This window comes from Novosphingobium sp. BL-S-19 (assembly GCF_055521675.1).
The window spans coordinates 3666717-3692574 of sequence record NZ_CM145498.1 but is presented as its reverse complement, the minus strand read 5'-3'; the positions used below and the strand labels follow the sequence as shown (position 1 = coordinate 3692574).

The 25858-nt window shown below is 64.3% G+C and carries 19 protein-coding genes; 4 read left to right on the top strand and 15 right to left on the bottom strand.

The genetic code is table 11. The features are described from left to right. Positions 1-62 precede the first annotated feature (62 nt). The 3 genes from ACZ1JV_RS25590 to polA all read right to left on the bottom strand — a co-directional run bounded on the left by ACZ1JV_RS25590 (position 63) and on the right by polA (position 5064). Positions 63-827, bottom strand: a complete 765-nt coding sequence (locus ACZ1JV_RS25590) for a glutaminyl-peptide cyclotransferase (protein WP_465151070.1) — start codon at positions 825-827, stop codon at positions 63-65. A gap of 56 nt (positions 828-883) precedes the next feature. Next, the gene (locus ACZ1JV_RS25585) at positions 884-2020 is read right to left on the bottom strand and encodes a mechanosensitive ion channel family protein (protein ID WP_465151069.1); all 1137 of its coding nucleotides are present in this window, start codon (positions 2018-2020) and stop codon (positions 884-886) included. Positions 2021-2223: 203 nt separating this feature from the next. Continuing rightward, positions 2224-5064, bottom strand: coding sequence for a DNA polymerase I (polA, locus tag ACZ1JV_RS25580; protein ID WP_465151068.1), 2841 nt, complete (start codon positions 5062-5064; stop codon positions 2224-2226). Between the two features lie 276 nt (positions 5065-5340). Here polA and ACZ1JV_RS25575 point away from each other — a divergent pair, with 276 nt between their 5' ends. Further along, entirely contained in the window at positions 5341-5667 is a 327-nt protein-coding gene (locus tag ACZ1JV_RS25575) for a hypothetical protein (protein WP_465151067.1), read from the top strand. Positions 5668-5760: 93 nt separating this feature from the next. Here ACZ1JV_RS25575 and bla read toward each other — a convergent pair whose 3' ends face one another. The 4 genes from bla to ACZ1JV_RS25555 all read right to left on the bottom strand — a co-directional run bounded on the left by bla (position 5761) and on the right by ACZ1JV_RS25555 (position 10749). Then, a complete protein-coding gene (gene bla, locus ACZ1JV_RS25570) occupies positions 5761-6795 on the bottom strand; it encodes a class A beta-lactamase (RefSeq protein ID WP_465151066.1) in 1035 nt (344 codons plus the stop codon). 341 nt (positions 6796-7136) lie between these two features. Continuing rightward, positions 7137-8780 carry a chaperonin GroEL gene (groL, locus tag ACZ1JV_RS25565; protein WP_465151065.1) on the bottom strand — a complete coding sequence of 548 codons (1644 nt, stop codon included), beginning with the start codon at positions 8778-8780 and terminating at the stop codon, positions 7137-7139. A gap of 117 nt (positions 8781-8897) precedes the next feature. Beyond that, complete coding sequence (gene groES, locus ACZ1JV_RS25560) at positions 8898-9185, bottom strand: co-chaperone GroES (protein WP_086492655.1); 288 nt, start codon at positions 9183-9185, stop codon at positions 8898-8900. A gap of 184 nt (positions 9186-9369) precedes the next feature. Continuing rightward, the gene (locus ACZ1JV_RS25555) at positions 9370-10749 is read right to left on the bottom strand and encodes an MATE family efflux transporter (protein WP_465151064.1); all 1380 of its coding nucleotides are present in this window, start codon (positions 10747-10749) and stop codon (positions 9370-9372) included. 166 nt (positions 10750-10915) lie between these two features. Here ACZ1JV_RS25555 and ACZ1JV_RS25550 point away from each other — a divergent pair, with 166 nt between their 5' ends. Beyond that, positions 10916-11338, top strand: coding sequence for a c-type cytochrome (locus ACZ1JV_RS25550; RefSeq protein WP_465151063.1), 423 nt, complete (start codon positions 10916-10918; stop codon positions 11336-11338). A gap of 111 nt (positions 11339-11449) precedes the next feature. On the opposite strand, the gene ACZ1JV_RS25545 is transcribed toward ACZ1JV_RS25550, so the two are convergent. The 8 genes from ACZ1JV_RS25545 to ACZ1JV_RS25510 form a co-directional block, all read right to left on the bottom strand. Beyond that, complete coding sequence (locus ACZ1JV_RS25545; protein WP_465151062.1) at positions 11450-12058, bottom strand: hypothetical protein; 609 nt, start codon at positions 12056-12058, stop codon at positions 11450-11452. A gap of 77 nt (positions 12059-12135) precedes the next feature. After that, entirely contained in the window at positions 12136-13083 is a 948-nt protein-coding gene (locus tag ACZ1JV_RS25540) for a bifunctional helix-turn-helix transcriptional regulator/GNAT family N-acetyltransferase (protein ID WP_465151061.1), read from the bottom strand. 165 nt (positions 13084-13248) lie between these two features. Further along, the gene (rplL, locus tag ACZ1JV_RS25535) at positions 13249-13623 is read right to left on the bottom strand and encodes a 50S ribosomal protein L7/L12 (RefSeq protein WP_465137030.1); all 375 of its coding nucleotides are present in this window, start codon (positions 13621-13623) and stop codon (positions 13249-13251) included. 87 nt (positions 13624-13710) lie between these two features. Beyond that, a complete protein-coding gene (rplJ, locus tag ACZ1JV_RS25530) occupies positions 13711-14223 on the bottom strand; it encodes a 50S ribosomal protein L10 (protein WP_465137031.1) in 513 nt (170 codons plus the stop codon). 314 nt (positions 14224-14537) lie between these two features. Continuing rightward, a complete protein-coding gene (locus ACZ1JV_RS25525; protein WP_465137032.1) occupies positions 14538-14795 on the bottom strand; it encodes a helix-turn-helix domain-containing protein in 258 nt (85 codons plus the stop codon). Continuing rightward, on the bottom strand, positions 14795-15343 hold the full coding sequence (locus ACZ1JV_RS25520; RefSeq protein ID WP_465137033.1) for a DUF2975 domain-containing protein: 549 nt from the start codon (positions 15341-15343) through the stop codon (positions 14795-14797). Before ACZ1JV_RS25520 ends, ACZ1JV_RS25525 begins: the two co-directional genes overlap by 1 nt. A gap of 25 nt (positions 15344-15368) precedes the next feature. Next, on the bottom strand, positions 15369-15560 hold the full coding sequence (locus tag ACZ1JV_RS25515) for a hypothetical protein (protein ID WP_465137034.1): 192 nt from the start codon (positions 15558-15560) through the stop codon (positions 15369-15371). Between the two features lie 226 nt (positions 15561-15786). After that, positions 15787-16824 carry a hypothetical protein gene (locus tag ACZ1JV_RS25510; protein WP_465151060.1) on the bottom strand — a complete coding sequence of 346 codons (1038 nt, stop codon included), beginning with the start codon at positions 16822-16824 and terminating at the stop codon, positions 15787-15789. Between the two features lie 478 nt (positions 16825-17302). On the opposite strand from ACZ1JV_RS25510, the gene rpoB reads away from it, so the two are divergent. Together rpoB and rpoC are read left to right on the top strand one after the other, a co-directional pair. Beyond that, on the top strand, positions 17303-21457 hold the full coding sequence (gene rpoB / locus ACZ1JV_RS25505; RefSeq protein WP_465151059.1) for a DNA-directed RNA polymerase subunit beta: 4155 nt from the start codon (positions 17303-17305) through the stop codon (positions 21455-21457). 82 nt (positions 21458-21539) lie between these two features. Continuing rightward, the gene (gene rpoC, locus ACZ1JV_RS25500) at positions 21540-25856 is read left to right on the top strand and encodes a DNA-directed RNA polymerase subunit beta' (RefSeq protein ID WP_465151058.1); all 4317 of its coding nucleotides are present in this window, start codon (positions 21540-21542) and stop codon (positions 25854-25856) included. The last annotated feature ends 2 nt before the right edge of the window (positions 25857-25858 follow it).

Sequence of the window (25858 nt, the reverse complement as noted above, 5' to 3'; positions counted from 1 at the left end):
AGTGCTTTGCACTGCCACCTCCCCCGGTGGGGGAGGATCGGTTTGTCGATATCTTGCTTAGCTCAAGAACAGATCGGCGTGATCTGATAGATCCCAAACCAGTTCTTGCCGGTCACGAGGATGCGCTTGCCTTTCGCATCCCAGGCGATGCCGTTCAGCACGGCATCCATGCCTAAGGCCCCATCGCCCCGGCGCAGGCCGGAGAAATCCACCCAGGCCTTGATGTGTCCGGTCGCCGGATCGATCCGCGCCACGCGGTCGGTCAGCCAGATGTTCGCCCAGATCTCACCGTCGATCCATTCCAGCTCGTTGAGATTGTCGACCGGCTTGCCGTCGGCGGTGACGGGCAGGGTGCCGGTCTGGCGCATGGTGGCGGGATCGCGCAGGCGCAGGCTGGAACTGCCGTCGCTCTGGTAGATCACGTTGCCGCTCCGCGTCATGCCCCAGCCTTCGCCTTCGTAGCTGAAAGTACCGATCTGCTTCAGCGTCTTGCGGTCCCAGCGGAAGCCCTGCCCACCGCGCCAGGTGAGGCTGATGATCTGGTCCTTCCAGTCGATGATGCCCTCGCCGAACAGCGATGGATCGATCTGCGCCTCATTCAGCGGCTTGGCATCTTCCAGCGTGCGCACGACGATGCGCGAGGCGCCTTCGCGGCCGGTGCTCTCGTAGAGCAGGCCATTCGAATAGAAGAGGCCCTCGGTGAAGGCGGTGGGATCGTGCGGGAAGCTGGCGTCCACACGGTAGCTGCAGGTCGGCACCGGCGCGGCCTGAACGGGCGTGGCAGCGGTGAGGAGAAGGGCGAGGACGGCTACGGCGGAGCGGATCATGTGCCTGCGAGTGCCGCAGTCCCGCGCGCCTCGCAAGCTCTTTGACGGCAAGCGCTTTAGCCAGACGCCCGGCGCTCGCCCAAATCGGCCACGGCTTCGGTGATGGACGGACCGGCGGCCAGTTCCACCGGGGCGACCGGCAGGGTGCGGCGACGCACCAGCGCTTCGGGCATTTCGCGGCGCACCCAGTCCAGCATGTGTTCGCGCATGGCGCAGCGCAGATCGAACAGCGTCGGCCCGTCGCGCGCGCTCATCAGCAGGCGCACTTCCATGGCCTGCGCGCTGTGGTCGGTGATCTGGAGCACCTGCGCGCGGCCGTCGAACAGCTTATGGCCGGTGACGGCGCGGGTATATTCCGCGCGGATCGGGGCAATGTCGGTCGCCGGATCGAGGTAGATCATCACCGTGCCGATCAGCTGCGATGTAGTCTTGGTCCAGTTCTGGAAGGTATCCTCCAGAAAGCGCGTGGTCGGCACCACAAGGCGGCGCTGGTCCCACAAGTTCACCACCACATAAGTCGTGCGGATTTCCTCGATCCGGCCCCATTCGCCGTCAACGATGACGACATCGTCGATCGAGATCGGTTCGGTCAGCGCCATCTGGAAGCCGCCGATCAGCGCCTTCAGCGCAGGCTGGGCGGCGGCACCAACGGCAAGGGCGGCGAGACCGGCCGAAGCCATCAGCGTGGCGCCGACCTTCATCACGCCGGGGATCGAAAACAGCATCAGCGAGACCATCAGGAACACGATCACGAACGTCGCGATGCGGCTGAGGATGGCAAGGCGGGTGCGGCGGCGGCGGGCGCTGCGGTTGTCCTCCACCGAGATATCGGCGCGCAGGGTCATCGCTTCCACGAAGGAGTGGAGAATGGCGATGGCGATCCATCCGGTGAGCAGTGGCATGACGAAGCCCGCCACCCGCTCCCAGAAATCGCTGAGTGCTGGGGTTTGCCGGGCGGCAAGGACGATGCCCATCGCCACGAAGGCCCAACGTGTCGGCCGGGCGAGGCGGGCGATGAGAATGTCGTCGGACTGGCTGGCGCTGGAGCGGACGATGTGCCGCAGGATGCGGAACAGCACCGTATGGGCGGCAAGCGCGATAGCGGCGCCGATGGTGCCGGCGATCAGCGCGATCAGCACTTGCGCGGCCCAATCGGGCAAAGCGCCGACGTAGCGTTCGATAAGCTCGATCATGGGAAGGAAACTATGCTGCAGTGCAACAGTTTCCCCGGATCGCTCGTTCCACCGGAGTTTTGCCCCGATTGACGGAGCGACCATCCTAAACTCGCCTCGTCATCCCCGCGAAGGCGGGGATCCCGCTTGTTCTGCTGCTGGGCAAAAAGGAAGCGGGGCCCCCGCCTTCGCGGGGGCGACGAGATGTGTTGAACGGCTGAAATTTAGTGCGCCGCGCCCCAGCTCGCGCCGTGGCCGATTTCCACGCCCAGCGGCACATCCAGCTTCACCGCCGGTTCCGCCGCGCCGGCCATGACGCTGCGGATCACGTCGGAGGCTGCCGCCACGTCACTCTCGGGCAGTTCGAATACCAGTTCGTCGTGCACCTGCAGCAACATGCGGACGTGGCCAAGGCCGGCGTCGGTCAGTGCCGGGGGCATGCGGGCCATCGCGCGCTTGATGATGTCGGCGCTGGTGCCCTGGATCGGCGCGTTGATCGCTGCGCGTTCGCTGCCCTGGCGCTCGGCCTGGTGCTTCGAATTGATGCGCGGGAACCACGTCTTGCGGCCGAACAGGGTTTCCGAATAGCCCTTGGTCCGCACGGATTCGAGCGTCTCGTGGATATAGCGCTGGATGCCCGGGAACCGCTCGAAATAGCGGTCGATCATCGCCTGTGCCTCGTCCGCCTCGGTACCGAGACGGCCGGCAAGCCCCCAGCGCGAGATGCCGTAGAGGATGGCGAAGTTGATCGTCTTGGCCCGCCCGCGCGTGTCGCGGTCCACGGTGCCGAACATTTCCATCGCCGTGCGCGCGTGGATGTCCTCGCCTTGGGCGAAGGCTTCCTTCAGGCTGGGCACATCGGCCATATGCGCGGCAAGGCGTAGTTCGATCTGCGAGTAGTCGGCAGAGATCAGGACATTGCCCGGCTCGGCCACGAAGCAGTCGCGGATCTGGCGGCCGATCTCGGTGCGGATCGGGATGTTCTGCAGGTTCGGATCGGTGGAGGAAAGGCGCCCGGTCTGCGCGCCGACCAGGCTGTAGCTGGTATGGACGCGCTGTGTCTTCGGGTTGATCGCGGCCTGCAGTGCCTCGGTATAAGTCGAGCGCAGCTTGGACAGCTGGCGCCATTCCAGCACCTTGGTGGCGACGACTTCGCCCTCGTTCGCCAGCTTTTCCAGCACCGACTGATCGGTGGAATACTGGCCGCTCTTGCCCTTCTTGCCGCCCTTGTAGCCGAGCTTGTCGAACAGGATGTCGCCCAACTGCTTGGGGCTGCCGATGGTGAATTCCTGCCCGACTTTGGCGAAGATTTCCGCCTCCAGCGCGCCGATGGCTTCGGCGAATTGGCTGGAAAGACCTGCCAGCTTCTCGCGGTCGACCTTGATGCCGTGGCGCTCCATCTGGGCGACGACCGGGATCAGCGGACGGTCGACCATCTCGTAGATGCGCGTGCCGCTCTCGTCCGACAGGCGCGGCTTCAGCTTGGCGTGCAGGCGCCAGGTCACGTCCGCATCCTCGGCCGCATATTCGGTGGCGCGCGAAAGCGGCACTTCGCCGAAGGGGATGGCCTTCTTGCCGGTGCCGCAGATCTCCTTGAAGGTCAGCGTCGTGTGGCCAAGGTGGCGTTCGGAAAGTTCGTCCATGCCGTGCCCGCCGCCGATCCCGTCCAGCGAGCGGCCGGCATCGAGGCAGAAGGACACGATCATCGTATCGTCGATCGGCGCCACGTGGATGCCATGGCGGGCGAAGACGTTGAGGTCGTACTTGATGTTCTGGCCGACCTTCAGCACCGCATCGCTTTCCAGCAGCGGCTTCAGGCGGGCGAGGGCATCGGCCAGCGGCACCTGTTCGGGCTTTTCGGCGAACATGTCGGTGCCGCCATGGCCCAGCGGGATGTAGCAGGCATCGTTGGGGCCCAGCGCAAGGCTCACGCCGGCAAGGTCCGCCTGCATGGCATCGAGTGCCGAAGTCTCGGTATCGATGGCGACGACATGGGCGGCGGCGGCGCGGGCGATCCACTCTTCCAGCGCGGCCATGGTGGTGACGCAGGCATAGGCGCTGCGATCCACCGCCGGCCATTCGGGCATCGGCTGGCGCGCGGCGCCCTCGGCCGGGCCGCTGGCGGCGGTTACTGGCTTCGACGGATTGAGCTGCGTCGTGCGTTCGGGGCTGCCGTGGCCGAGGTCCAGGCGCTTGAGCAGACTGGTGAAGCCGTGCTTGCCGAGAAATTCGGCGAGCGGCGCGGGCGGGATCGCTTCCAGCTTGAACTGGTCGAGCGCCATCGGCAGCACGCAGTCTTCCTTGAGCGTGACAAGCACCTTGGAGAGGCGGGCCTGTTCGGCCTGCTCGATCAGCCGTTCCTGCAGCTTCGACTTCTTCATCGAAGGCGCGGCGGCCAGCGCGGATTCGAGGTCGCCGTAGTCCTGGATCAGCTTCGATGCGGTCTTGGGGCCGACGCCGAAAACGCCGGGCACATTGTCGACCGAGTCGCCCATCAGGGCTAGCACATCGCCGACCTTTTCGGGGGGGACGCCGAACTTCTCGACCACTTCGGGAATGTCGATCCGCTGGTTCTTCATCGTGTCCAGCATGTCGACACAGCCACCGCCGATCCCGCATTTGCCGACCAGCTGCATCAGGTCCTTGTCCGAGGAGACGATGGTCACGTCCCAGCCCTGCGCCGTGGCGGCGCGGGCGTAGGAGGCGATCAGGTCGTCGGCCTCGAAGCCGACTTCCTCGATGCAGGGCAGCGAGAAGGCGCGGGTGGCGTCGCGGATCAGCGGGAATTGGGGGACGAGGTCTTCGGGCGGCGGCGGGCGGTTGGCCTTGTAATCCTCATAGATATCGTTGCGGAACGAGTGGCTGCCGGCATCGAGGATCACGGCAAGGTGCGTTGGCCCGTCGGCCTTGTTCAGGTCTTCCGCCAGCTTCCACAGCATCGTCGTATAGCCATAGACCGCGCCAACCGGCGTCCCTTCCGGGTTGGTCAGCGGTGGCAGGCGGTGATAGGCGCGGAAGATATAGGCCGAGCCGTCGACGAGATAGAGATGCTGCTTGGAATCCATGGACAACCCGTAGCAGCGCCCGCGCGGCCCGTCAGCACCGCACTGCGCGCGCACCCACTGCAATCTTTGCCGAGGTAATCTTTGCAGAAGTAATCTTCGCGGGGTCGGGGAACCGGGGCGTGATTTCGCCGTTTCGCTGCGAATGCTTGAAACGCGGCGTGTCGCGGCTTAATCCTGCGCGTCCTGAACGGGAGCGAGATCGGCCCCCCACGCCGCACCGTATTTGCGGACGGCATCCGGAATCGACGACTTCAGCAACGAGGGAAGACTGAACACATGCGCAAGACCCTGATCGCCGTGACTGCCGCAGCTGCGGCCCTTTCGCTGGCCGCCTGCTCGCAGAAGACGCAGGATGCAGCCAGCGACACCGTGACTTCGGCTGCCGAAGACGTTTCGCAGGCTGCGGACGACATGGGCGATGCCGTGGACAATGCCGGCGACAAGGCCGCGCAGGCTGCCGACGACACCAAGGGTGCCGCCAGCGAAGCCGCCAAGAGCGCCGAGAAGACCCTTGACGACACCGCCGCCGACGCTGCCGCAGCCGCTGCCGACGTGACCAATGCCGAAGGCGAGCCGCACGATTCGACCACGCCCCAGCACTGAGGTCGAAGGCCCGGATTTCGGTTCGGGCTTCACCCAAACGAAAAGGCCCGCTGGAGTGATCCAGCGAGCCTTTTCGTTTGGCGGCGTCCTACCTCAGCGCGAGGCGGAGGCGGTGCGGCGATAGCTGCCGGCGTCTGCCAGATAGCCTTCGTAGACGGTGCGCGCGATGCTGGCGATGCGGGCTTCGCGGGCCGGGCGGCCGCCCTGTCCGGTGACATAGATCGCCACCGCATAGGCGCGGCCATCGGCGGTTTCGATAAAGCCGATGTCGCTCGACGTGTTGTTGAGCGAACCGGTCTTGTGCGAGACGCTGACGCCGCTGGGCAGGCCGGCGCGGATGCGGTTGCGGCCGGTGACGCAGCGGCTCATGGCGCCCATCAGCACGCTGCGGCTTTCCGGGGTCAGCCACTTGCCCTGATAGATGCCGGTCAGCAGCTCGACCATCGCAAGCGGCGTGGCGCTGTCGCGCTTGTCGACCACCTTGGCGGGGTTGATCGCGCCATCGTCGCGCACCAGCGTGGCGATGTCATGGTCGATATGCCAATCCTCGATGCCGGCGCGGCGCACCCAGGCATTGACGGCAGCGGGGCCGCCGACGACCTTGAGCAGCGCATCGGTGGCGTAATTGTTGGAGCGGGTGATCATCAACTCCATCAACTGGCGGGCCGACATGTAGGCACCCGGGCGCACCGGGGCGACCGAGCTGGAAAACGGCGCGGAGGCGACCGGGATCATCAGCGGATATTCGCTGGAAAGGCTCCACTTGCCCTTGTCGACGCCCTCCAGGAAGGTCGCCGCGATGGCGACCTTGCTGGTGCTGGCCATGGGGAAACGCTGGTTGCCAAGCACGTCGACGGTACGCCCCGTCGAAAGGTCAACGGCGGCGACGCCGATTCGGCCCTGCGATCCTTCGGCAACGCCGGCCAAGCGGCGTTCGAAATCATCCGGCGTGCGCGGGCTGCGCAATTCGGTGCCGAACACCGAATCGAACGAATCCTGCACGTCGTTGATATTGCCTGCATGGGCAGGCGCGAAGGACGCGGTGGCAGCGGCGACAATGCTTGCGACCTTGATGAAACGCTGCGTGCCGGCCAGGCACCGCGTCAGGAGACTATCTGCCCCGATCATGCAGAACCCACCCTTACCTTTCTGATTTTCCCGCAGGGTTAACCCACCGGTGAGATTAATCCGAATTCGATAAAGCGCCAGCGTTGCGCGACGAATTGCATGGCCCATGCGGGCAATTGCGGGAACCGGACCGATCCTGTCGCTGCGAAGACCGATTCGGATGCGTTTGAATCCGTTTAAAAATGCACATTCGGCGATTTCGACGCGTCTTGATGCGCAAGATTGCGCGGGCCTATTCTTCCCGAAAGCGCCCGCGATGGCGGTCGGGCCGGGGCAATAACGAAAAAGGGCCGGAAGGATCGCTCCTTCCGGCCCCAATTCGCGTTGGTGACGTGGTTGGCTTAGAAGCCGCCCATGCCGCCCATGCCGCCCATGTCGGGCATCGCCGGCATGGCGGGCTTGTCGTCGGCCTTTTCGCTGATCGCCGCTTCGGTGGTGATCAGGAGCCCTGCGACCGAAGCCGCATCCTGCAGCGCGGTGCGCACGACCTTGGTCGGGTCGATGACGCCGGCGGCGACGAGGTTTTCATAGACGTCGGTCGCGGCGTTGAAGCCCAGCGATTCGTCCGAACCGTCAAGCAGCTTGCCGGCGACGACGGCGCCGTCGTGGCCCGCGTTTTCAGCGATCTGCTTCAGCGGAGCGGTGATCGCCTTGCGGACGATGTCGACGCCGCGGGTCTGGTCGTCGTTGGCGCCGGCCAGGCCGTCGAGGGCGCGCGTTGCGTAGAGCAGCGCGGTGCCGCCACCGGGGACGATGCCTTCTTCAACGGCAGCGCGGGTCGCGTGGAGAGCGTCGTCGACGCGGTCCTTGCGTTCCTTCACTTCGACTTCGGTCGCACCGCCGACCTTGATGACGGCCACGCCGCCAGCAAGCTTGGCCAGACGCTCCTGCAGCTTCTCGCGGTCGTAGTCGCTGGTGGTGACTTCGATCTGGGCACGGATCTGCTCGACGCGGCCCTTGATGTCGTCAGCCGCACCGGCGCCGTCGACGATGACAGTGTTGTCCTTGTCGATGGTGACCTTCTTGGCCTGGCCAAGCATGCCGAGCGTGACGCTCTCAAGCTTGATGCCGAGGTCTTCCGAGATCATCTCGCCGGCGGTCAGCGTGGCGATGTCGCCCAGCATGGCCTTGCGACGGTCGCCGAAGCCCGGAGCCTTGACGGCAGCGATCTTCAGGCCGCCACGCAGCTTGTTGACGACGAGCGTGGCAAGGGCTTCACCCTCGATGTCCTCGGCGATGATGAGGAGCGGACGGCCCGACTGCACCACGGCTTCGAGGATCGGCAGCAGCGCCTGGAGCGACGACAGCTTCTTCTCGTGAATGAGGATGTACGGGTTTTCGAGTTCGACCGTCATCTTCTCGGGGTTGGTGACGAAGTAGGGCGACAGGTAGCCGCGGTCGAACTGCATGCCTTCGACGACGTCGAGTTCGAATTCGAGACCCTTGGCCTCTTCGACGGTGATGACGCCTTCCTTGCCGACCTTTTCCATGGCTTCGGCGATCTTTTCGCCGACTTCCACGTCACCGTTGGCGGAGATCACGCCGACCTGGGCGATTTCCGAAGAACCGGCAACGGCCTTCGAACGGCCCTTGATGTTCTCGATGACCTTGCCGACAGCGAGGTCGATGCCGCGCTTCAGGTCCATCGGGTTCATGCCGGCGGCAACCGACTTCATGCCTTCGCGCACGATCGCCTGGGCGAGAACGGTCGCGGTGGTGGTGCCGTCACCGGCTGCGTCGTTGGCTTTCGAAGCCACTTCGCGCAGCATCTGGGCGCCCATGTTCTCGAACTTGTCCTTGAGTTCGATTTCCTTGGCGACCGAGACACCGTCCTTGGTGATGCGGGGAGCGCCGAAGCTCTTCTCGATCACGACGTTGCGGCCCTTGGGGCCCAGGGTCACCTTGACGGCGTTGGCGAGGGTGTCGACGCCGGCGAGAATGCGTTCACGCGCGTCGCGGCCGAACTTTACGTCCTTGGCTGCCATTTTGAATTCCTTTGATTTCGTCATCCCAGCGAAAACTGGGACCGCTATCGGTTTGAACTGTCTCTGCGATGTTCCGTCAGAACATCGCGATCCTGATTTTCATCAGGATGGTCGTGATCAGCCGATCACGCCCAGGATGTCCGATTCCTTCATGATCAGCAGGTCTTCACCGCCAACCTTGACTTCGGTGCCCGACCACTTGCCGAACAGCACGCGGTCGCCAACCTTGACGTCGAGGGGGGTGATGGTGCCGTTTTCAGCGCGAGCGCCGGTGCCGACAGCGACGATTTCGCCTTCAGCCGGCTTTTCCTTGGCGCTGTCGGGGATGATGATGCCACCGGCCGTCTTTTCTTCGGCCTCGACGCGGCGCACGAGAACTCGGTCGTGCAGCGGGCGGAAAGTCATGGGATTCTCCCTTATCCTACGAACTAAAAGGGCAAGAAACTGGAATTGGCACTCTGGCGTGCAGAGTGCCAACGGCCGGGGATATGGTTCCCCCCGGTGGGCTCGTCAAGCGATGACCCGGCAAAAAATTTCAGGTCGGTGTAGGCGCGGGATGAGACGAGTGCGTGACGGTCCCGCTCCAGCCTTACATCGGTGCGAGGTGAAAGCGGTCGCGCCAATGCCAGCGCATGAGCAGCAGTACCGCCGCGGCGGTGAGGCCGACGGCAAGGCCGATCCACACGCCCACGCCCTGCAACGGGGTGAATAGCCCGAGCGCGGCGGACGTCGCGAAGCCCGCCGCCCAATAGCCGAACAGGGCGATCATCATCGGCACGCGCGTATCCTGAATGCCGCGCAGGGCGCCGGCGACCACCGCCTGCAGGCCATCGGTCAACTGGAAGATCGCCGCCACGAACAGGAACTGCAGCGCGAACGTGACCAGCACTGTGTTTTCCGGCGCGTGAACGTCGACGTAGCCGGAGAGAATGAAGCGCGGGAAGATCAGCATGGTCGATGCGGAGACGATCATGAACGCCATGGCGATGGCAATGGCCGCGCTGCCCGCATGGCCGACGCCGTGCCTGTCGCCCGCGCCGTAGTGATAGCCCACGCGGATCGTTGCCGCCTGGCCCACGCCGAAAGGCACCTGGAACGCGAAAGCGGCGATCTGCAGGGCGACGGTATGCGCGGCCAACTGCGCCTCGCCGATGCGGCCCATCAGGAAGGCAGCGCCGGAGAACAGGCCGCCCTCGGCGATCAGGGTGGCTGCGATCGGCAGGCCGAGGGCCAGGATCTGGCGCATCCGCTCGGTTTCCGCACGCCAGAAGCGGCCGAAGGCGTGAAAGCGCCGCAGCTTGCGGTCGGTCGAGATGGCTAGGGCATAGGCCAGCACGCTGACGCAGGCGGTGGTGATGCTGGACAATGCGGAACCCGTCAGCCCCAGCGCCGGGAAGCCGAAGTGGCCGAAGACCAGCGTGTAGTTGCCCAGCACGTTGACCAGGATCGACAGCGCCGTGATCGCCGTGGCGAAAAACGGGCGACCGAGGGCGGACACGAACGTGCGCAGCACGTTGGCGACAGCCATGGGCACGATCGCAATGGACAGCACCCGGATGAAGTGGCCGGACAGATCGATAACGTCGGGATCCTGCCCGGTCAGCCGCATGAGCGCGCCGCCGAACAGGCAGAGCGCGATGCAAGCGATTCCCCCCAATATCGCGACCCACAGCGCCATGCGCGTCGATCGACGCACTTCGCGTACCGAATGACGGCGTCGGCCGAGTTCGGCGGCGATCAGCGGAGCGACGGCGCCGGTAACGCCGTTGAGCCCCATCGCCAGCAGCGCGACGATGGCGACGGCAAGGCTTGCCGCCGCCAACGCTTGCTGGCCGAGCCGGGCGACGAAGATCACGTCGGTGGCGAAAACCGCCATCTGCAGCAGGTTGGCCAGCGCCAGCGGCCCCGCAAGGCGCAGGGTGGCGGCCAGTTCGGCACGGAAGGTGGAAGGCAGGTCGCGTGTCGCCATGGTCGCAGGGCGATAGGCGTTCGCGTGCGCGAACGAAAGCGGATTTGTCGTGACCGAAGCGCGGGGACTTTGCGCTGGATCAGTCACTTCCCTTCATCGCTGCGGCATAATACGGGATGTCGCCAAGACAAGAATCGACAGGTTCGGGCCAGGCCGGAGTTCCCGCATGTACGTGAAATCGATAATCGCAACCCTACCGCTCGCACTGGTCGCGGCGTGTGGAGGTTCGGGCGAGCAGCAGCAGTCCAGCTCGCCTGCCGCGACGACCGAGGTCGCGGCCGCAGCGCCAGCCGTTGCCGATACCGCACCGCCCGCCTTTGCCATCTGTCGCTCGTGCCATTCGGTCGAGGCCGGCCGTAACGGCGTCGGCCCTACGCTCCACGGCATCGTCGGCAGCAAGGCGGGGGACGTGGCCGGATTTCCGTTCAGCCCGGCGCTCAAACAGTCCGGGATCACGTGGGATCGGCAATCGCTCGATACCTGGCTGCAGGGGCCGATGAAGATGGTGCCCGGCACGCGCATGGTGATCGCCGTCCCCGACGCGGAGAAGCGCAAGGCGATCATCGATTACCTCGAAAAGCAGAAGTAAGTTTGCAAACGAAAAAGGGCGGCGCCGCGACATGGGAGCGGCGCCGCCCTTTCATCCGGTCTTCCGAGGGGTGGCCAAGGGGGTTGGCTTTGCGGAAGACCGGGAAAAGGGTCAGATCGTATTGGCGGGCAGGGGCTGCTTGGGCTGTTCCACAGCCTTTTCGGCCTTGGCGGGAATCGCCTTGGTCGAGGGCGTAACTGCTTCGCACGAATCCGAGGCAGCCTGAGTCATCTTCGGCGCCGCGCCCGAACCGTCCGAACTGTAGGAGACCGAACGGGTGCAGCCATTGGCGTCCGTGCTCGACGAATAGTAGGTCACTTGCGCGCCCTTGGGCATGTCGCCGACCATCACCATGCCGGGAGCAGACTGCTGCGCGTCACCGTTGGCGACTGCCTGTTGCTGCATCTGCGCGGCGTGCGCCTGCATCATTGCCGCCTGCTGCATCATGGCGTTCATGCGTGCGTCCATGATCGCGGAAATACGGTCCATTTCGGCGAAGGGATCCGCCATCACTGGCATCGATGCGGCTTGTGCCTGATCGGCAGGAACGACCTCCACCCTGGGGGCCACATCGCCGGAATACTGGACCTGCACCACCGATCCGTCAGGGGCATTGACGTTCATGGTATGCAGCTTGGCAGTTGCGGCTTCGGCCACGCCGGCGCCCAGCAGGGCCAGTGCGGCGGCGCCGAGAAGATACTTTTTCGAAGGCATTCGCATGAGGGGGCAACCTCCTTCGTGACTCGTCCTTTGCCGGGGCAAGCTGCTCCCGCGAAGCTGAACGCCAGATTACCCGTTCAAAGCGGATGGATCATCGCGACGTCGCACCGCTCGTACCGGGCGCCGTAGCGCTCCATGATCCCGGCATCATGCTGGAAGCCCAGTTTCTCATAGAGATGGATCGCCGCCTCGCACTTCTTGTTGGTTAGCAGATAGAGCGGGTCGGCACCCATTTCGCGGGCGCGGCCGATCATGGCGTCCAGCAGGAATTCGCCTGCCTTGAGCCCGCGCGCGGAGGAGCGGACACCCATCTTGGTGAGTTCGAAGGAGTGCTCGCCGGTCTTCTGCAGTGCGCAAGTGCCGACGATGCCCAGCCCCTCCGCCTCGACGAAGAGGATCGTGCCGCCGGGATCGACGATGCGCGCGCGCGGGTTTTCCAGGACGTCGCGGTCGGTGGGTTCCAGGTGGAACATCGCCTGAATCCACTCGGCATTGATGTCGTGGAATTCGCGGGCAAGATCGTCGGAGAATTCACGGATCGTCAGCTGGGGCTGGCCAAGGCGGGCGTGGCGCTCCACCATCGAGGACGCAGACAGCGCCGTCTCGATCCGGGTAATGTGCTCAAGCAGTTCGGCGGTCCGGCCATCGCACATTTCGTCCACGGCGCGGCCGACGCCGGGCCAGACGTGCATCTTTACGCGGGCCATCGCCGCTTTGCCTGCGGACGTCAGCGAAAGCAGCCGCTGGCGCAAGTCCGCGCCGGGGTTGGCCTCGACCAGCCCAAGCTCGGTGAGCCCGCCGATCGCCCGCGTCACGCCGGGCTGGCTCGAGCCGATCGCCTCGGCCAGTTGGCCCACGGTCATGTCCGCCGTGTCCAGCGCGGCGAGCAGGGGGATCTGGCTGGGCTGCACGCCAAGGCCGGCATCCTCGATGATCCGCGCAGCGTCGCCCTGCAGGCGTTCGGCCAGACGCTTCATGCGGCTGCCCAGAAGGATGCCGCCCAGATCGGCAATAACGTCGGTCACTCGAATCTCCATATCACGTTATATATCGTGTTATGGATATGCTGAAGCGACGTCAAGAGATTGCGTGGCGGCGACGCGTTACGGTGAGCGGCGCGCAAACGAAAAGGGCGGCCCCGAGGGACCGCCCTTTCCTTTTTCTGCTCGGAAGACCTTCCGAGAAGAAGATTACTTGAGCTCGACGGTGCCGCCGGCTTCTTCGATCTTCTTCTTGATGTCTTCGGCTTCAGCCTTGTTGACGCCTTCCTTGACAGCCTTCGGGGCGCCTTCGACAAGAGCCTTGGCTTCGGCGAGACCCAGGCCGGTGATGGCGCGGACTTCCTTGATGACGTTGATCTTCTTGCCACCGTCGCCGGTGAGGATCACGTCGAATTCGGTCTTTTCTTCAACAGCGGCACCAGCGTCGCCGGCCGGGGCAGCAGCCACGGCAACGGCAGCAGCGGCGGAAACGCCCCATGCTTCTTCGAGAGCCTTGGCGAGGTCAGCGGCCTCGAGGACGGTCAGCTGCGACAGTTCTTCAACAAGCTTGGCGATATCGGCCATGATAATAACTCCTGATCTGTGGTCCCGGGGTGCTGGATGCGGTCCGCCGGGATAAATCGTAACGAAAAGTGTTGCTTAAGCTTTGGCTCAAGCAGCCTTGTCGGCGTAGGCAGCGAAGACGCGCGCCAGCTTGGCCGCCGGAGCGGTCTGCAGCTGGGCGATCTTGGTCGCCGGAGCCTGAACGAGGCCGATGAGCTTGGCACGCAGTTCGTCGAGCGACGGCATCGAGGCGAGAGCCTTGACACCGGCAGCATCCAGAACCTGCGAACCCATCGCGCCGCCGACGATCTCGATCTTGTCGGTCGTCTTGGCGAAATCGACGACGGCCTTGGCAGCTGCGACGGGGTCCACCGAAGTGGCGATGGCCGTCGGGCCGGTCAGGAAGTCGTTGATACCGACGTAGTCGGTGTCCGCGATGGCAAGCTTGGCAAGACTGTTCTTTGCAACCTTATAGGTAGCACCGGCTTCACGGATCTTGCCGCGCAGGGCGGTGGACTGGGCCACCGACATGCCGAGGTTGCGGGTGACAACCACCACGCCGACCTCGTTGAAGACCGCGTTGAGCTGGGCGACCGAATCGGCTTTCTGCAAACGATCCATGCCTTACTCCTTCACATGTGACCGCTTGGAACTTGCGTCCCGCACGGCCGGCTACGTTTGTCCGAAGCGCTGATGCGCTTCGAGCGAGTCCGTTGGCGATGGGGAAGGAGTTTTTCGGATCGAAACCCGAAATTGGCACCACGCTACAAAAGGAGCGAGGGCCGGAAAATTTCCTGTTCCCCGTCTAGGCTGGAAATTAAGCCCTCGCAAATCGAGGACACCAACTGTCTCGGACGGATGAACGATGGGCCGAAACCCAACGGTTCGGGCGCGCCTTTGAAGGAAAGCGCGCCCGGAGTCAAGCAGAGTCGATCTCAGTCGGCGGGGTCGGCAGTCGGGCTTTCGGGCGCATCGTATCCCAAGAGGTCGCCCGGCTGACAATCGAGTTCCCGGCAGATCGCTTCCAGTGTGGAGAAGCGGATCGCCTTGGCCTTGCCGGTCTTCAGGATCGAAAGATTGGCCAGGGTGATGCCGATGCGCTCCGCCAGTTCGGTCAGCGTCATGCGGCGGGCATAGAGCAGGTCGTCCAGCTTCACCACGATATTGCCTCCTTCGTTGCCGTCGTCGCCCATCACACGGTTCCTTCCAGCTCGGCGCGCATTTCGGCGCCCTTGCGGAAGACGCGGGCCAGGATGAACAGGATCAGCATCAGCAACAGGCCGTTGCCCGAGATGCCGCCGATGGTGTCGAGGTGGGTATGGCCGTCGCCGATCTTGTTGATCAGCGCGCCCAGCGTGGAAAGCGGCAGGCCGATCAGCTGCACCACCAGGCTGAGCCACGCCATCTGCGTCAGGCGCCGGGCATTCTCCGGTACGAAGGGATCGCCGTCGCCCACGGTGCCGACGATCCGCTTCAGCAGCTGGAAGATGCGAAACAGGATGCCGCAGAGGATTGCCGCGAAGACCAGGATGGCGCTGACCGCCCAGAAGAACTGCGGCATCACCAGCGGCATTTCCTTGGCCATTTCGGCGGAGATGTCGTTCTGGAAGAACAGTAGCAGCGGGATCGCCACAAGGCAGGCGGCAATGGCGATGGCCATGCTCGCCATCAGGAACCAAAGCAGTCCCTTGGCGATGGCGAGCAGTGGGTCGCGCGTGATCGATTGCATGGTGGAAGTCATGTCGGTGCCCCTCTTTTCCTGAATCTTACATCAAGGCCGGCGCGGCGGGCGCGGCGACGACGATGGTGAGGTGGGTGCCGGCTTCGACGGTCACCGGCGTGCGGGCGGCGGCTTCGGCCGGGGTCGACACGGTGGGCAGCCAGAAGGCGCCGGTGACGACGATGGCCAGCGCCACGGCGAGCGGGCGAGAGGCCTTTTGCATCTGGGACTGGGTCATTGTTCGTTCTCCGATATGCTTAATATCGATATTCAATAAGTCGATTCGGACTTATCGTCAATCGATAATATTGAAAAACAATATGAGGCTGATCGTATTTCGGAAAATCGAGGCTCCGGCGGTGAGCAGAAGAGTGGGCGGGGCACAGAAAAGCGGGGCGACTCGCTGGGAGTCGCCCCGCATTGAAGGCCGGTTTTGCCGTGCAGGGGTTACGGCATCGCCGGGTTCAGGCCTCGACCAGTGTTTCTGTGGGGGTGGGATTGGAGGGCCTGGTCGTAGGCCTGTAGGTGCGCCAGTCGAAGGGCTTGCCCTGCATTTGCAGGTGCTCGCGGTGTTGAAGGATCAGGCGCGCGCGGCGCATACGGGCCTTGCGCGAAGTGAAGGGGTTCGCCTCGTTCGGCGCGGCGGCAACCATCGCTTCCAGCAATTCGGCACGATCGTCGCCGATGGGAACCGGCCCGGCAGCCAGCGCTTCGGCCGACGGGCCGAGGCGGGCAGCAGGGCGGGTGGGGGGATTGGCGGGAAGCGCCATCGGGTCGGCCATGGCGGCGGGCGTCGGTTCGGGTTCGGCGGGGGTGAAGTCCTCGACGAACTCGTCTTCGCTATCCGTGCGGCGGCGGCGGGTCATGGCATAGGCGCCGGCGCCGGCGATGCCCAGGGCGGCGAGCAGGCCGGCGATGCCCTCAATCGGGAAGCCGGCGTTGTTATTCTTATTCGCCGGAGCAGCAGCGGGTGCGGGGCTGGCAACCGCGCCGGGTTCAGCGACGGGTGCAGTCGCTGTCGGGGAAGACACGACGGCCGGCGGCGCGTCGCCCCGGGCCAGCGCGCCGGTGCGTGCCGTGCCTGCGCTCTCTGCGGTGGGCACGCGTGCGGGCGCGGGGGGTGTTGCGCGCGGCGCACGATCGGCGGCTTGCGGCCTTGAGGTAGCAACCGGAGCGGTGGCTGCCGCCGCTTCATCGGGCGCGGAGGCAGGTGCGGTTGCGACCGGCGCAGTCGTGACCGGTGCCGGGGCAACCGGTGCCGGTGCCGCCGTAGCGGCTGTCGGCGCGGCGTCGTCTACTTGCGGCAGCACGATCGTCGGCGCGGCGGAGGTCGGCGCTGCAGGCTGGGCCGGTGTGGCCGGAACCGTCTGCTCCGGCATTGCGGCAGCGGGCGGCACCGTTGTGCTGGCCTCCTGCGCGAAAGCCGGGGTGGTAGCGAGCGCAAGGACGGCGGCAATCGCCGTCAGGGCGCGGGGCGAGCGGGGGGCAATCCTCTTTTCCATGACAGAAAAATGCACTGGACCGGCACTGGTTACGACGAAGCGTGCAAAACCGCGATCAGATGAGCGGATTTTGCGGACGAACTGCCTTTTGCGCGATAAATCTGCCAAAAAATGGCGGAAATCTGTCATTCTTGCGACGAAAAGTTCATGCGGCGTTCACGCGAAAAACCACCTCTCGCATTGGTGACATTGACGGTGGAGGCCCCGGCTCCTATATCCGGCCCTCGCTCGATCGCCTCGAGCAAGGCTGCCCATGCGCGGGGGCATGCCCGGGAAGGAGGCTTTCGGGATTTCATCCGATGCATCAGGCTGCTGGCCGCAATTGGCATTCCGCTAGGGATTCCGCGCGTGCCGGGCGGCCTTTTGGCGTTTCGGGTGCCCTGTTTCCACGGCAGGGATTACGTCCTCGCAGACGAGATTTTCAAGGGGTCGTTCATCGCGAATCGGCCCCGAAGCGAAGAGGCAAAAAGACCAGATCATGGCCACCAAGCCCGTCGATGTGCGCCGCTCTGCAAAGAAGCGCATCCGCAAGATCTTTGGCGACATCCACGAAGTCGTCCAGATGCCCAACCTCATCGAGGTTCAGCGCGAAAGCTACGAGCAGTTCCTGCGCTCGAACCCCGAAACCGGCTATGTCTCCGGTCTGGAAAAGACCTTGCGCTCGGTCTTCCCGATCCGTGACTTCGCGGGCACCAGCGAACTCGACTTCGTCCACTACGAGCTGGAAGAGCCGAAGTACGACGTGACCGAGTGCCGCCAGCGCGGCATCACTTACGCGGCCCCGATGAAGGTCACGCTGCGCCTGATCGTGTTCGAAGTCGATGCCGAGACCGAGACCCGCTCGGTCCTCGATATCAAGGAGCAGGACGTCTACATGGGCGACATGCCGCTCATGACCGAGAACGGCACCTTCTTCATCAACGGCACCGAGCGCGTCATCGTCTCGCAGATGCACCGTTCGCCGGGCGTGCTGTTCGACCATGACCGCGGCAAGACGCACTCCTCGGGCAAGTACCTCTTCGCGGCCCGCGTGATCCCGTACCGCGGTTCGTGGCTGGACTTCGAGTTCGACGCCAAGGACATCGTCAACGTGCGTATCGACCGCAAGCGCAAGCTGCCGGTCACCTCGCTGCTGTTCGGCCTGGGCCTCGACAGCGAAGCGATCCTCAACCACTTCTACGAAACCGTGACCTGGAAGCGTGGTTCGGGCGGCTGGCAGCTGCCGTACCAGGCCGAAGCATGGCGCGGCGCCAAGCCGGCGTTCGACATCGTCGATGCCAAGTCGGGCGAAGTCGTGTTCCCGGCCGGCACCAAGATCTCTCCGCGCGCCGCCAACAAGGCGCAGAAGGACGGTCTTGAGGAACTGCTGATCCCGACCGAGGAAATCTTCGGCCGCTATTCGGCGAAGGACCTGATCGACGAGTCGACCGGCCGCATCTACATCGAGGCGGGCGACGAAGTTTCGCCGGAAAACCTCGAAGCGCTCGACCGCGCGGGCATCGACCAGATCGACCTGCTCGACATCGACGACATCAACACCGGTCCCTGGATCCGCAACACGCTCAAGGCCGACAAGGCCGAGAACCGCGACATGGGTCTGGAAGCGATCTACAAGGTCATGCGTCCGGGCGAACCGCCGACGAAGGAAACCGCCGAAGCGCTGTTCGACGGCCTGTTCTTCGACGCAGACCGCTACGACCTGTCGGCCGTGGGCCGCGTCAAGATGAACATGCGTCTTGGCCTCGATGCCGAGGACACCGTGACCACCCTGCGCGTCGAGGACATCCTCGCCGTCGTCAAGGAACTGGTGAACCTCAAGGACGGCAAGGGCGAAATCGACGACATCGACAACCTCGGCAACCGCCGTGTACGTTCGGTGGGCGAGCTGCTCGAAAACCAGTACCGCGTCGGCCTGCTCCGCATGGAGCGCGCCGTGAAGGAGCGCATGAGCTCGGTCGACGTGTCGACCGTGATGCCGAACGACCTCATCAACGCCAAGCCCGCCGTGGCCGCCGTTCGCGAGTTCTTCGGTTCCTCGCAGCTCTCGCAGTTCATGGACCAGACCAACCCGCTGTCGGAAGTCACCCACAAGCGCCGCGTTTCGGCACTTGGGCCGGGTGGTCTTACCCGTGAGCGCGCCGGCTTCGAAGTCCGCGACGTTCACCCGACCCACTATGGCCGTATCTGCCCGATTGAAACGCCGGAAGGCCCGAACATCGGTCTGATCAACTCGCTGTCGACCTTCGCCCGCGTCAACAAGTACGGCTTCATCGAAACGCCGTACCGCAAGGTGAACGACGGTCACGTGACCAAGGACGTCGTCTACCTCTCGGCGATGGAAGAGCAGAAGCACACCGTCGCGCAGGCGTCGGCTGAGCTGAACGCCGACGGCTCGTTCGTCGAGGAACTCGTCTCGGCTCGCCAGAACGGCGAATTCGTGATGAGCCCGCGCGATCAGGTCACGCTGATGGACGTTTCGCCCAAGCAGCTCGTCTCGGTTGCCGCCTCGCTCATTCCGTTCCTGGAAAACGACGACGCCAACCGCGCACTCATGGGCTCGAACATGCAGCGTCAGGCCGTGCCGCTCGTGAAGGCGGACGCTCCGTTCGTCGGCACCGGCATGGAAGAGACGGTTGCGCGTGACTCGGGCGCCGCGATTTCGGCCCTTCGCGCCGGCATCGTCGACCAGGTGGACGCCACCCGTATCGTCATCCGCGCTTCGGGCGATATCGAACCCGGCAAGTCGGGCGTCGACATCTACCGTCTGCAGAAGTTCGAACGTTCGAACCAGTCGACCTGCATCAACCAGCGTCCGCTGGTGAAGGTGGGCGAAGTCGTGCAGGCCGGCGACACCATCGCCGATGGCCCGTCGACCGAGTTCGGCGAACTGGCTCTGGGCCGCAACGTGCTCGTCGCGTTCATGCCCTGGAACGGTTACAACTACGAAGACTCCATCCTGATCTCCGAGCGGATCGTGAAGGACGACGTGTTCACGTCGATCCACATCGACGAGTTCGAAGTGATGGCCCGCGACACCAAGCTGGGGCCGGAAGACATCACCCGCGACATCCCGAACGTCGGCGAGGAAGCCCTGCGCAACCTCGACGAAGCGGGCATCGTCTACATCGGTGCGGAAGTGCACCCGGGCGACATCCTGGTCGGTAAGATCACCCCGAAGGGCGAAAGCCCGATGACGCCGGAAGAAAAGCTCCTCCGCGCCATCTTCGGTGAAAAGGCCTCGGACGTCCGCGACACCTCGCTGCGTCTGCCGCCGGGCGTTTCGGGCACGATCGTCGATGTGCGCGTGTTCAACCGTCACGGTATCGAGGTCGACGACCGTACCCGCGCGATCCAGAACGAGGAAATCGAACGCCTCGCCAAGGACCGTGAGGACGAACGCGTCATCCTCAACCGCGCCACCTACAACCGTCTGAAGGACATGCTCCTCGGCCAGGTCGCCACTTCGGCGCCCAAGGGCATCAAGAAGGGCGTGGACATCACCGACGAGGTGCTGGACGAGGTCGAGCGTCACGAATGGTGGAAGTTCGCGGTTGCGGACGACCACATGCAGTCGCAGCTCGAAGCGGTGAAGACGCAGTACGACCTCACCGTCAAGGCGATCCAGGAGAAGTTCGAGGACCGCAAGGAGAAGCTGGAACGCGGCGACGAACTCGCCCCCGGCGTGCTCAAGATGGTCAAGGTCTTCGTTGCCGTGAAGCGCAAGCTTCAGCCGGGCGACAAGATGGCCGGTCGTCACGGTAACAAGGGTATCATCAGCCGCATCCTGCCGCTGGAAGACATGCCCTTCCTCGAAGACGGCACCCCGGTCGACTTCGTGATGAACCCGCTCGGCGTGCCTTCGCGCATGAACGTCGGCCAGATCTTCGAAACGCACCTCGGCTGGGCCGCCCGCGGCCTGGGCGCGCGGATCGGCGCTGCTCTGGACGACTGGCGTGCGGCCAACCCGAACCCGGTTGCCGGCCAGCCGCCGGAAGCCGTTCGCGAGCTGCTCAAGGAGATCTACGGCGACAACTACACCGCCGATATCGAATCGCGCAGCGACGAACAGATCGTCGAGTTCGCCCAGTCCGTCCGCAAGGGCGTGCCGATGGGCTCGCCGGTGTTCGACGGCGCGGTCGAGAAGGATGTCTCCGACATGCTCAAGCTCGCCGGTCTCGACGAATCGGGTCAGGTGCACCTCTATGACGGCCGCACGGGTGACTGCTTCGACCGCAAGGTCACGGTGGGCATGAAGTACGTGCTGAAGCTGCACCACCTTGTCGACGACAAGATCCACGCCCGTTCGATCGGCCCCTACTCGCTCGTCACCCAGCAGCCGCTGGGCGGTAAGGCGCAGTTCGGTGGCCAGCGCTTCGGTGAAATGGAGGTCTGGGCCCTCCAGGCCTACGGCGCCGCCTACACCCTGCAGGAAATGCTGACGGTGAAGTCGGACGACGTGGTGGGCCGTACCAAGGTCTACGAAGCGATCGTCAAGGGCGACGACACCTTCGAAGCCGGCATTCCGGAGAGCTTCAACGTGCTCGTCAAGGAAATGCGCTCGCTGGGCCTCAACGTCGAGCTTACCAGCCACGACGACAACGAGGACGACGGCACGGCGCTGGCGGCGGAATAACGGGATCACGGGCGGAGCCGCCGCGCTCCGCCCACCCCATGTTCCGTCCGATAAGAGAATTCACCCCCAGAGGGATTGAACCATGAACGACCTGACCAAGTTCACCAACCAGATGGCGAAGCCCGAGACCTTCGATCAGATCCAGATCGGTCTCGCGAGCCCTGAGCGTATCCGCTCCTGGTCCTTCGGCGAGATCAAGAAGCCGGAAACCATCAACTACCGTACGTTCAAGCCTGAGCGTGACGGCCTCTTCTGCGCCCGCATCTTCGGTCCCGTGAAGGACTACGAATGCCTTTGCGGCAAGTACAAGCGCATGAAGTACAAGGGCGTCGTCTGCGAAAAGTGCGGCGTCGAAGTCACCGTCACCAAGGTGCGTCGCGAGCGCATGGGCCACATCGAGCTGGCCGCTCCGGTCGCGCACATCTGGTTCCTGAAGTCGCTGCCGTCGCGCATCGGCCTGCTGCTCGACATGCAGCTCAAGCAGCTTGAGCGCGTCCTGTACTTCGAGAGCTACATCGTTATCGAGCCGGGCCTCACCCCGCTCGAAAAGTACCAACTCCTGACCGAAGACGAGATGCTCGACGCGCAGGACGAGTATGGCGAAGACGCCTTCTCGGCCGGCATCGGCGCCGAGGCGGTGAAGCACATGCTCATCAACCTCGACCTCGAGCAGGAGCGTGCGGACCTTCTCCAGGAACTTGAGACGACCAAGTCGGAACTCAAGCCCAAGAAGATCATCAAGCGCCTGAAGGTCGTGGAATCGTTCATCGATTCGGGCAACCGTCCCGAGTGGATGATCCTTGACGTCGTGCCGGTCATTCCGCCCGAACTGCGCCCGCTGGTGCCGCTGGACGGCGGCCGATTCGCGACGTCGGACCTCAACGACCTCTATCGCCGCGTCATCAACCGCAACAACCGTCTGAAGCGGCTGATCGAGCTGCGCGCGCCGGACATCATCGTCCGCAACGAAAAGCGCATGCTGCAGGAAGCCGTCGACGCCCTGTTCGACAACGGCCGCCGTGGCCGCGTCATCACCGGCGCCAACAAGCGTCCGCTGAAGTCGCTGTCCGACATGCTGAAGGGCAAGCAGGGCCGCTTCCGTCAGAACCTGCTCGGCAAGCGCGTCGACTATTCGGGCCGTTCGGTCATCGTGACCGGTCCGGAACTGAAGCTGCACCAGTGCGGTCTTCCCAAGAAGATGGCGCTCGAGCTGTTCAAGCCGTTCATCTACGCCCGTCTGGACGCCAAGGGTCTTTCCATGACCCTGAAGCAGGCCAAGAAGTGGGTCGAGAAGGAGCGCAAGGAAGTCTGGGACATCCTCGACGAAGTCATTCGCGAGCACCCGGTCATGCTGAACCGCGCGCCGACGCTCCACCGTCTGGGCATCCAGGCGTTCGAGCCGGTGCTGATCGAAGGCAAGGCGATCCAGCTGCACCCGCTCGTCTGCTCGGCGTTCAACGCCGACTTCGACGGTGACCAGATGGCCGTCCACGTGCCGCTCTCGCTGGAAGCCCAGCTGGAAGCGCGTGTGCTGATGATGTCGACGAACAACATCCTCTCGCCCGCCAACGGCAAGCCGATCATCGTTCCTTCGCAGGACATGGTTCTCGGCCTGTATTACCTGTCGATGGACCGCACGGGTGAGCCGGGCGAAGGCATGAAGTTCGCGGACATGGCCGAGGTGCACCAGGCGCTTCACGTCGGCGCCGTGACGCTGCACTCGAAGATCGAAGCCCGCGTGCCGCAGACCGACGAGAACGGTCAGCAGTACATGAAGCGCTTCGAGACCACCCCGGGCCGCATGCTGCTGGGTGAGTGCCTGCCGAAGTCGCACACGGTGCCCTTCGACGTCGTCAACCGCCTTCTCACGAAGAAGGAAATCGGTGACGTCATCGACCAGGTCTACCGTCACACCGGCCAGAAGGACACGGTGCTGTTCGCCGACGCCATCATGTCGCTCGGCTTCCGCAACGCGTTCAAGGCGGGCATCTCCTTCGGCAAGGATGACATGATCATCCCGGATTCGAAGGAAGCCCTGGTGAACGAGACCAAGGAACTGGTTGCCGATTACGAGCAGCAGTACCAGGACGGCCTCATCACCCAGCAGGAAAAGTACAACAAGGTGATCGACGCCTGGAGCCGTTGCGGCGACCAGGTGGCGAACGCCATGATGGAAGAGCTGAAGGCTCAGCCGATCGATCCCGAGACGGGCCGCATGGCCCAGATCAACTCGATCTACATGATGAGCCACTCCGGTGCGCGTGGTAGCCCGGCGCAGATGAAGCAGCTGGGCGGTATGCGCGGCCTTATGGCCAAGCCGTCGGGCGAGATCATCGAAACGCCGATCATCTCGAACTTCAAGGAAGGTCTGACCGTTCTTGAATACTTCAACTCGACCCACGGCGCCCGTAAGGGTCTGGCCGACACCGCGCTCAAGACGGCGAACTCGGGTTACCTGACCCGCCGCTTGGTCGACGTGTCGCAGGACTGCGTCGTCGTGATCGAGGATTGCGGTACCGAGCGTGCGCTGGAAATGCGTTCGATCGTGCAGGGCGGTTCCACCATCGCCTCGCTCGCCGAGCGTATCCTGGGCCGTACCCTGGCCGAGGATCTGCTCGACAAGGACGGCAACGTGGTCGCCGCCAAGGGCGAACTGCTGGACGAAGCGGCGGTCGCCAAGATCGAGGCTGCCGGCCACCAGGCTGCCCGCATCCGCTCGCCGCTGGTCTGCGAAGCCCAGCAGGGCGTCTGCGGCAAGTGCTACGGCCGTGACCTCGCCCGTGGTACCCCGGTCAACATCGGTGAAGCTGTCGGCGTTATCGCCGCGCAGTCGATCGGTGAACCGGGCACGCAGCTCACCATGCGTACCTTCCACATCGGCGGTGCCGCGCAGCTCAACGAAACCAGCCACCTGGAATCGATCTGCGACGGTAAGGTCGAGTATCGCGACATCCCGACGATCGTCGACAAGCGCGGTCGCCGCCTGTCGCTGGCCCGCAACGGCGAGATCGTGGTGTTCGACACCGAAGGTCGCGAACGTGCGATCAGCCGCGTGCCCTATGGTACGGTGCTGCTCCACACCAGCGGTGCGACGGTGAAGGAAGGCGAACGCCTGGCAGAGTGGGATCCGTTCTCGCTGCCGATCATCACCGAAACCTCGGGTACGGTGAAGTATCAGGACCTGATCGATACCCGCACGCTGACCGAGCAGGTCGACGATGCGACCGGCATGACCAGCCGTGTCGTTACCGAAGACCGTTCCTCGCGCAGCGCAAAGAAGAAGGAAGACCTGCGTCCGCGCATCACCCTTCTGGACGAGGGTTCGGGTGAAACCGCGCGCTACATGATGGCGCCGGGCACCACGCTCTCGGTCGAGGACGGCCAGACCGTCGAAGCCGGCGACATCATCGCCCGTGCTTCGCGCGAAGCCGCCAAGACCCGCGACATCACCGGCGGTCTGCCGCGCGTTGCCGAACTGTTCGAGGCCCGCAAGCCGAAGGACAACTCGATCATCGCCAAGGTTTCCGGCCGCATCGAGTTCGTGCGTGACTACAAGGCCAAGCGCAAGATCGCGATCATCCCGGAAGAGGGTGAACCGATCGAGTACCTGATCCCGAAGAGCCGCGTGATCGACGTACAGGAAGGCGACTTCGTCAAGAAGGGCGACAACCTGATCTCGGGCTCGCCCGATCCGCACGACATTCTGGAAGTCCTCGGCGTCGAGGCTCTGGCAGAATACCTCGTCGCGGAAATCCAGGAAGTCTACCGCTTGCAGGGCGTGAAGATCAACGACAAGCACATCGAGACGATCGTTCGTCAGATGCTGCAGAAGGTCGAGATCACGGCCGGTGGCGACACCACCCTGCTGCCGGGCGAACAGGTCGACTACGAAGAGATGTTCGAGATCAACAGCAAGCTTCCCGAGGGCAAGCAGCCCGCGGAAGGCAAGCCGGTGCTGCTCGGCATCACCAAGGCTTCGCTGCAGACCCGTTCGTTCATCTCGGCCGCGTCGTTCCAGGAAACCACCCGCGTGCTCACGCAGGCGGCGGTTGAAGGCAAGAAGGACACCCTGATCGGCCTGAAGGAAAACGTCATCGTCGGCCGCCTGATCCCGGCGGGCACCGGTGCCGGCATGAACCGCATGCGCGTGGCGGCCTCCAGCCGCGACGCTGCCCTGCGCGCTTCGTATCGCCGGATGCAGGAAGCGCTCATCGCCGCCAACTCGGCGGAAGAAGAGCATGCAGCCGAACTGGCCCAGGGCCCCGAAGCGGCGATCGGCAACGATCCGCTCGCGATGGTCGAGGGTGAAACCCATGGTCTGGACGCCGATGCCGGTGATTACCTGATCAAGGGTGACGACCAGGCTGAGGGCCAGGCTGAAGGCGGCGACGAAGCGTAAGC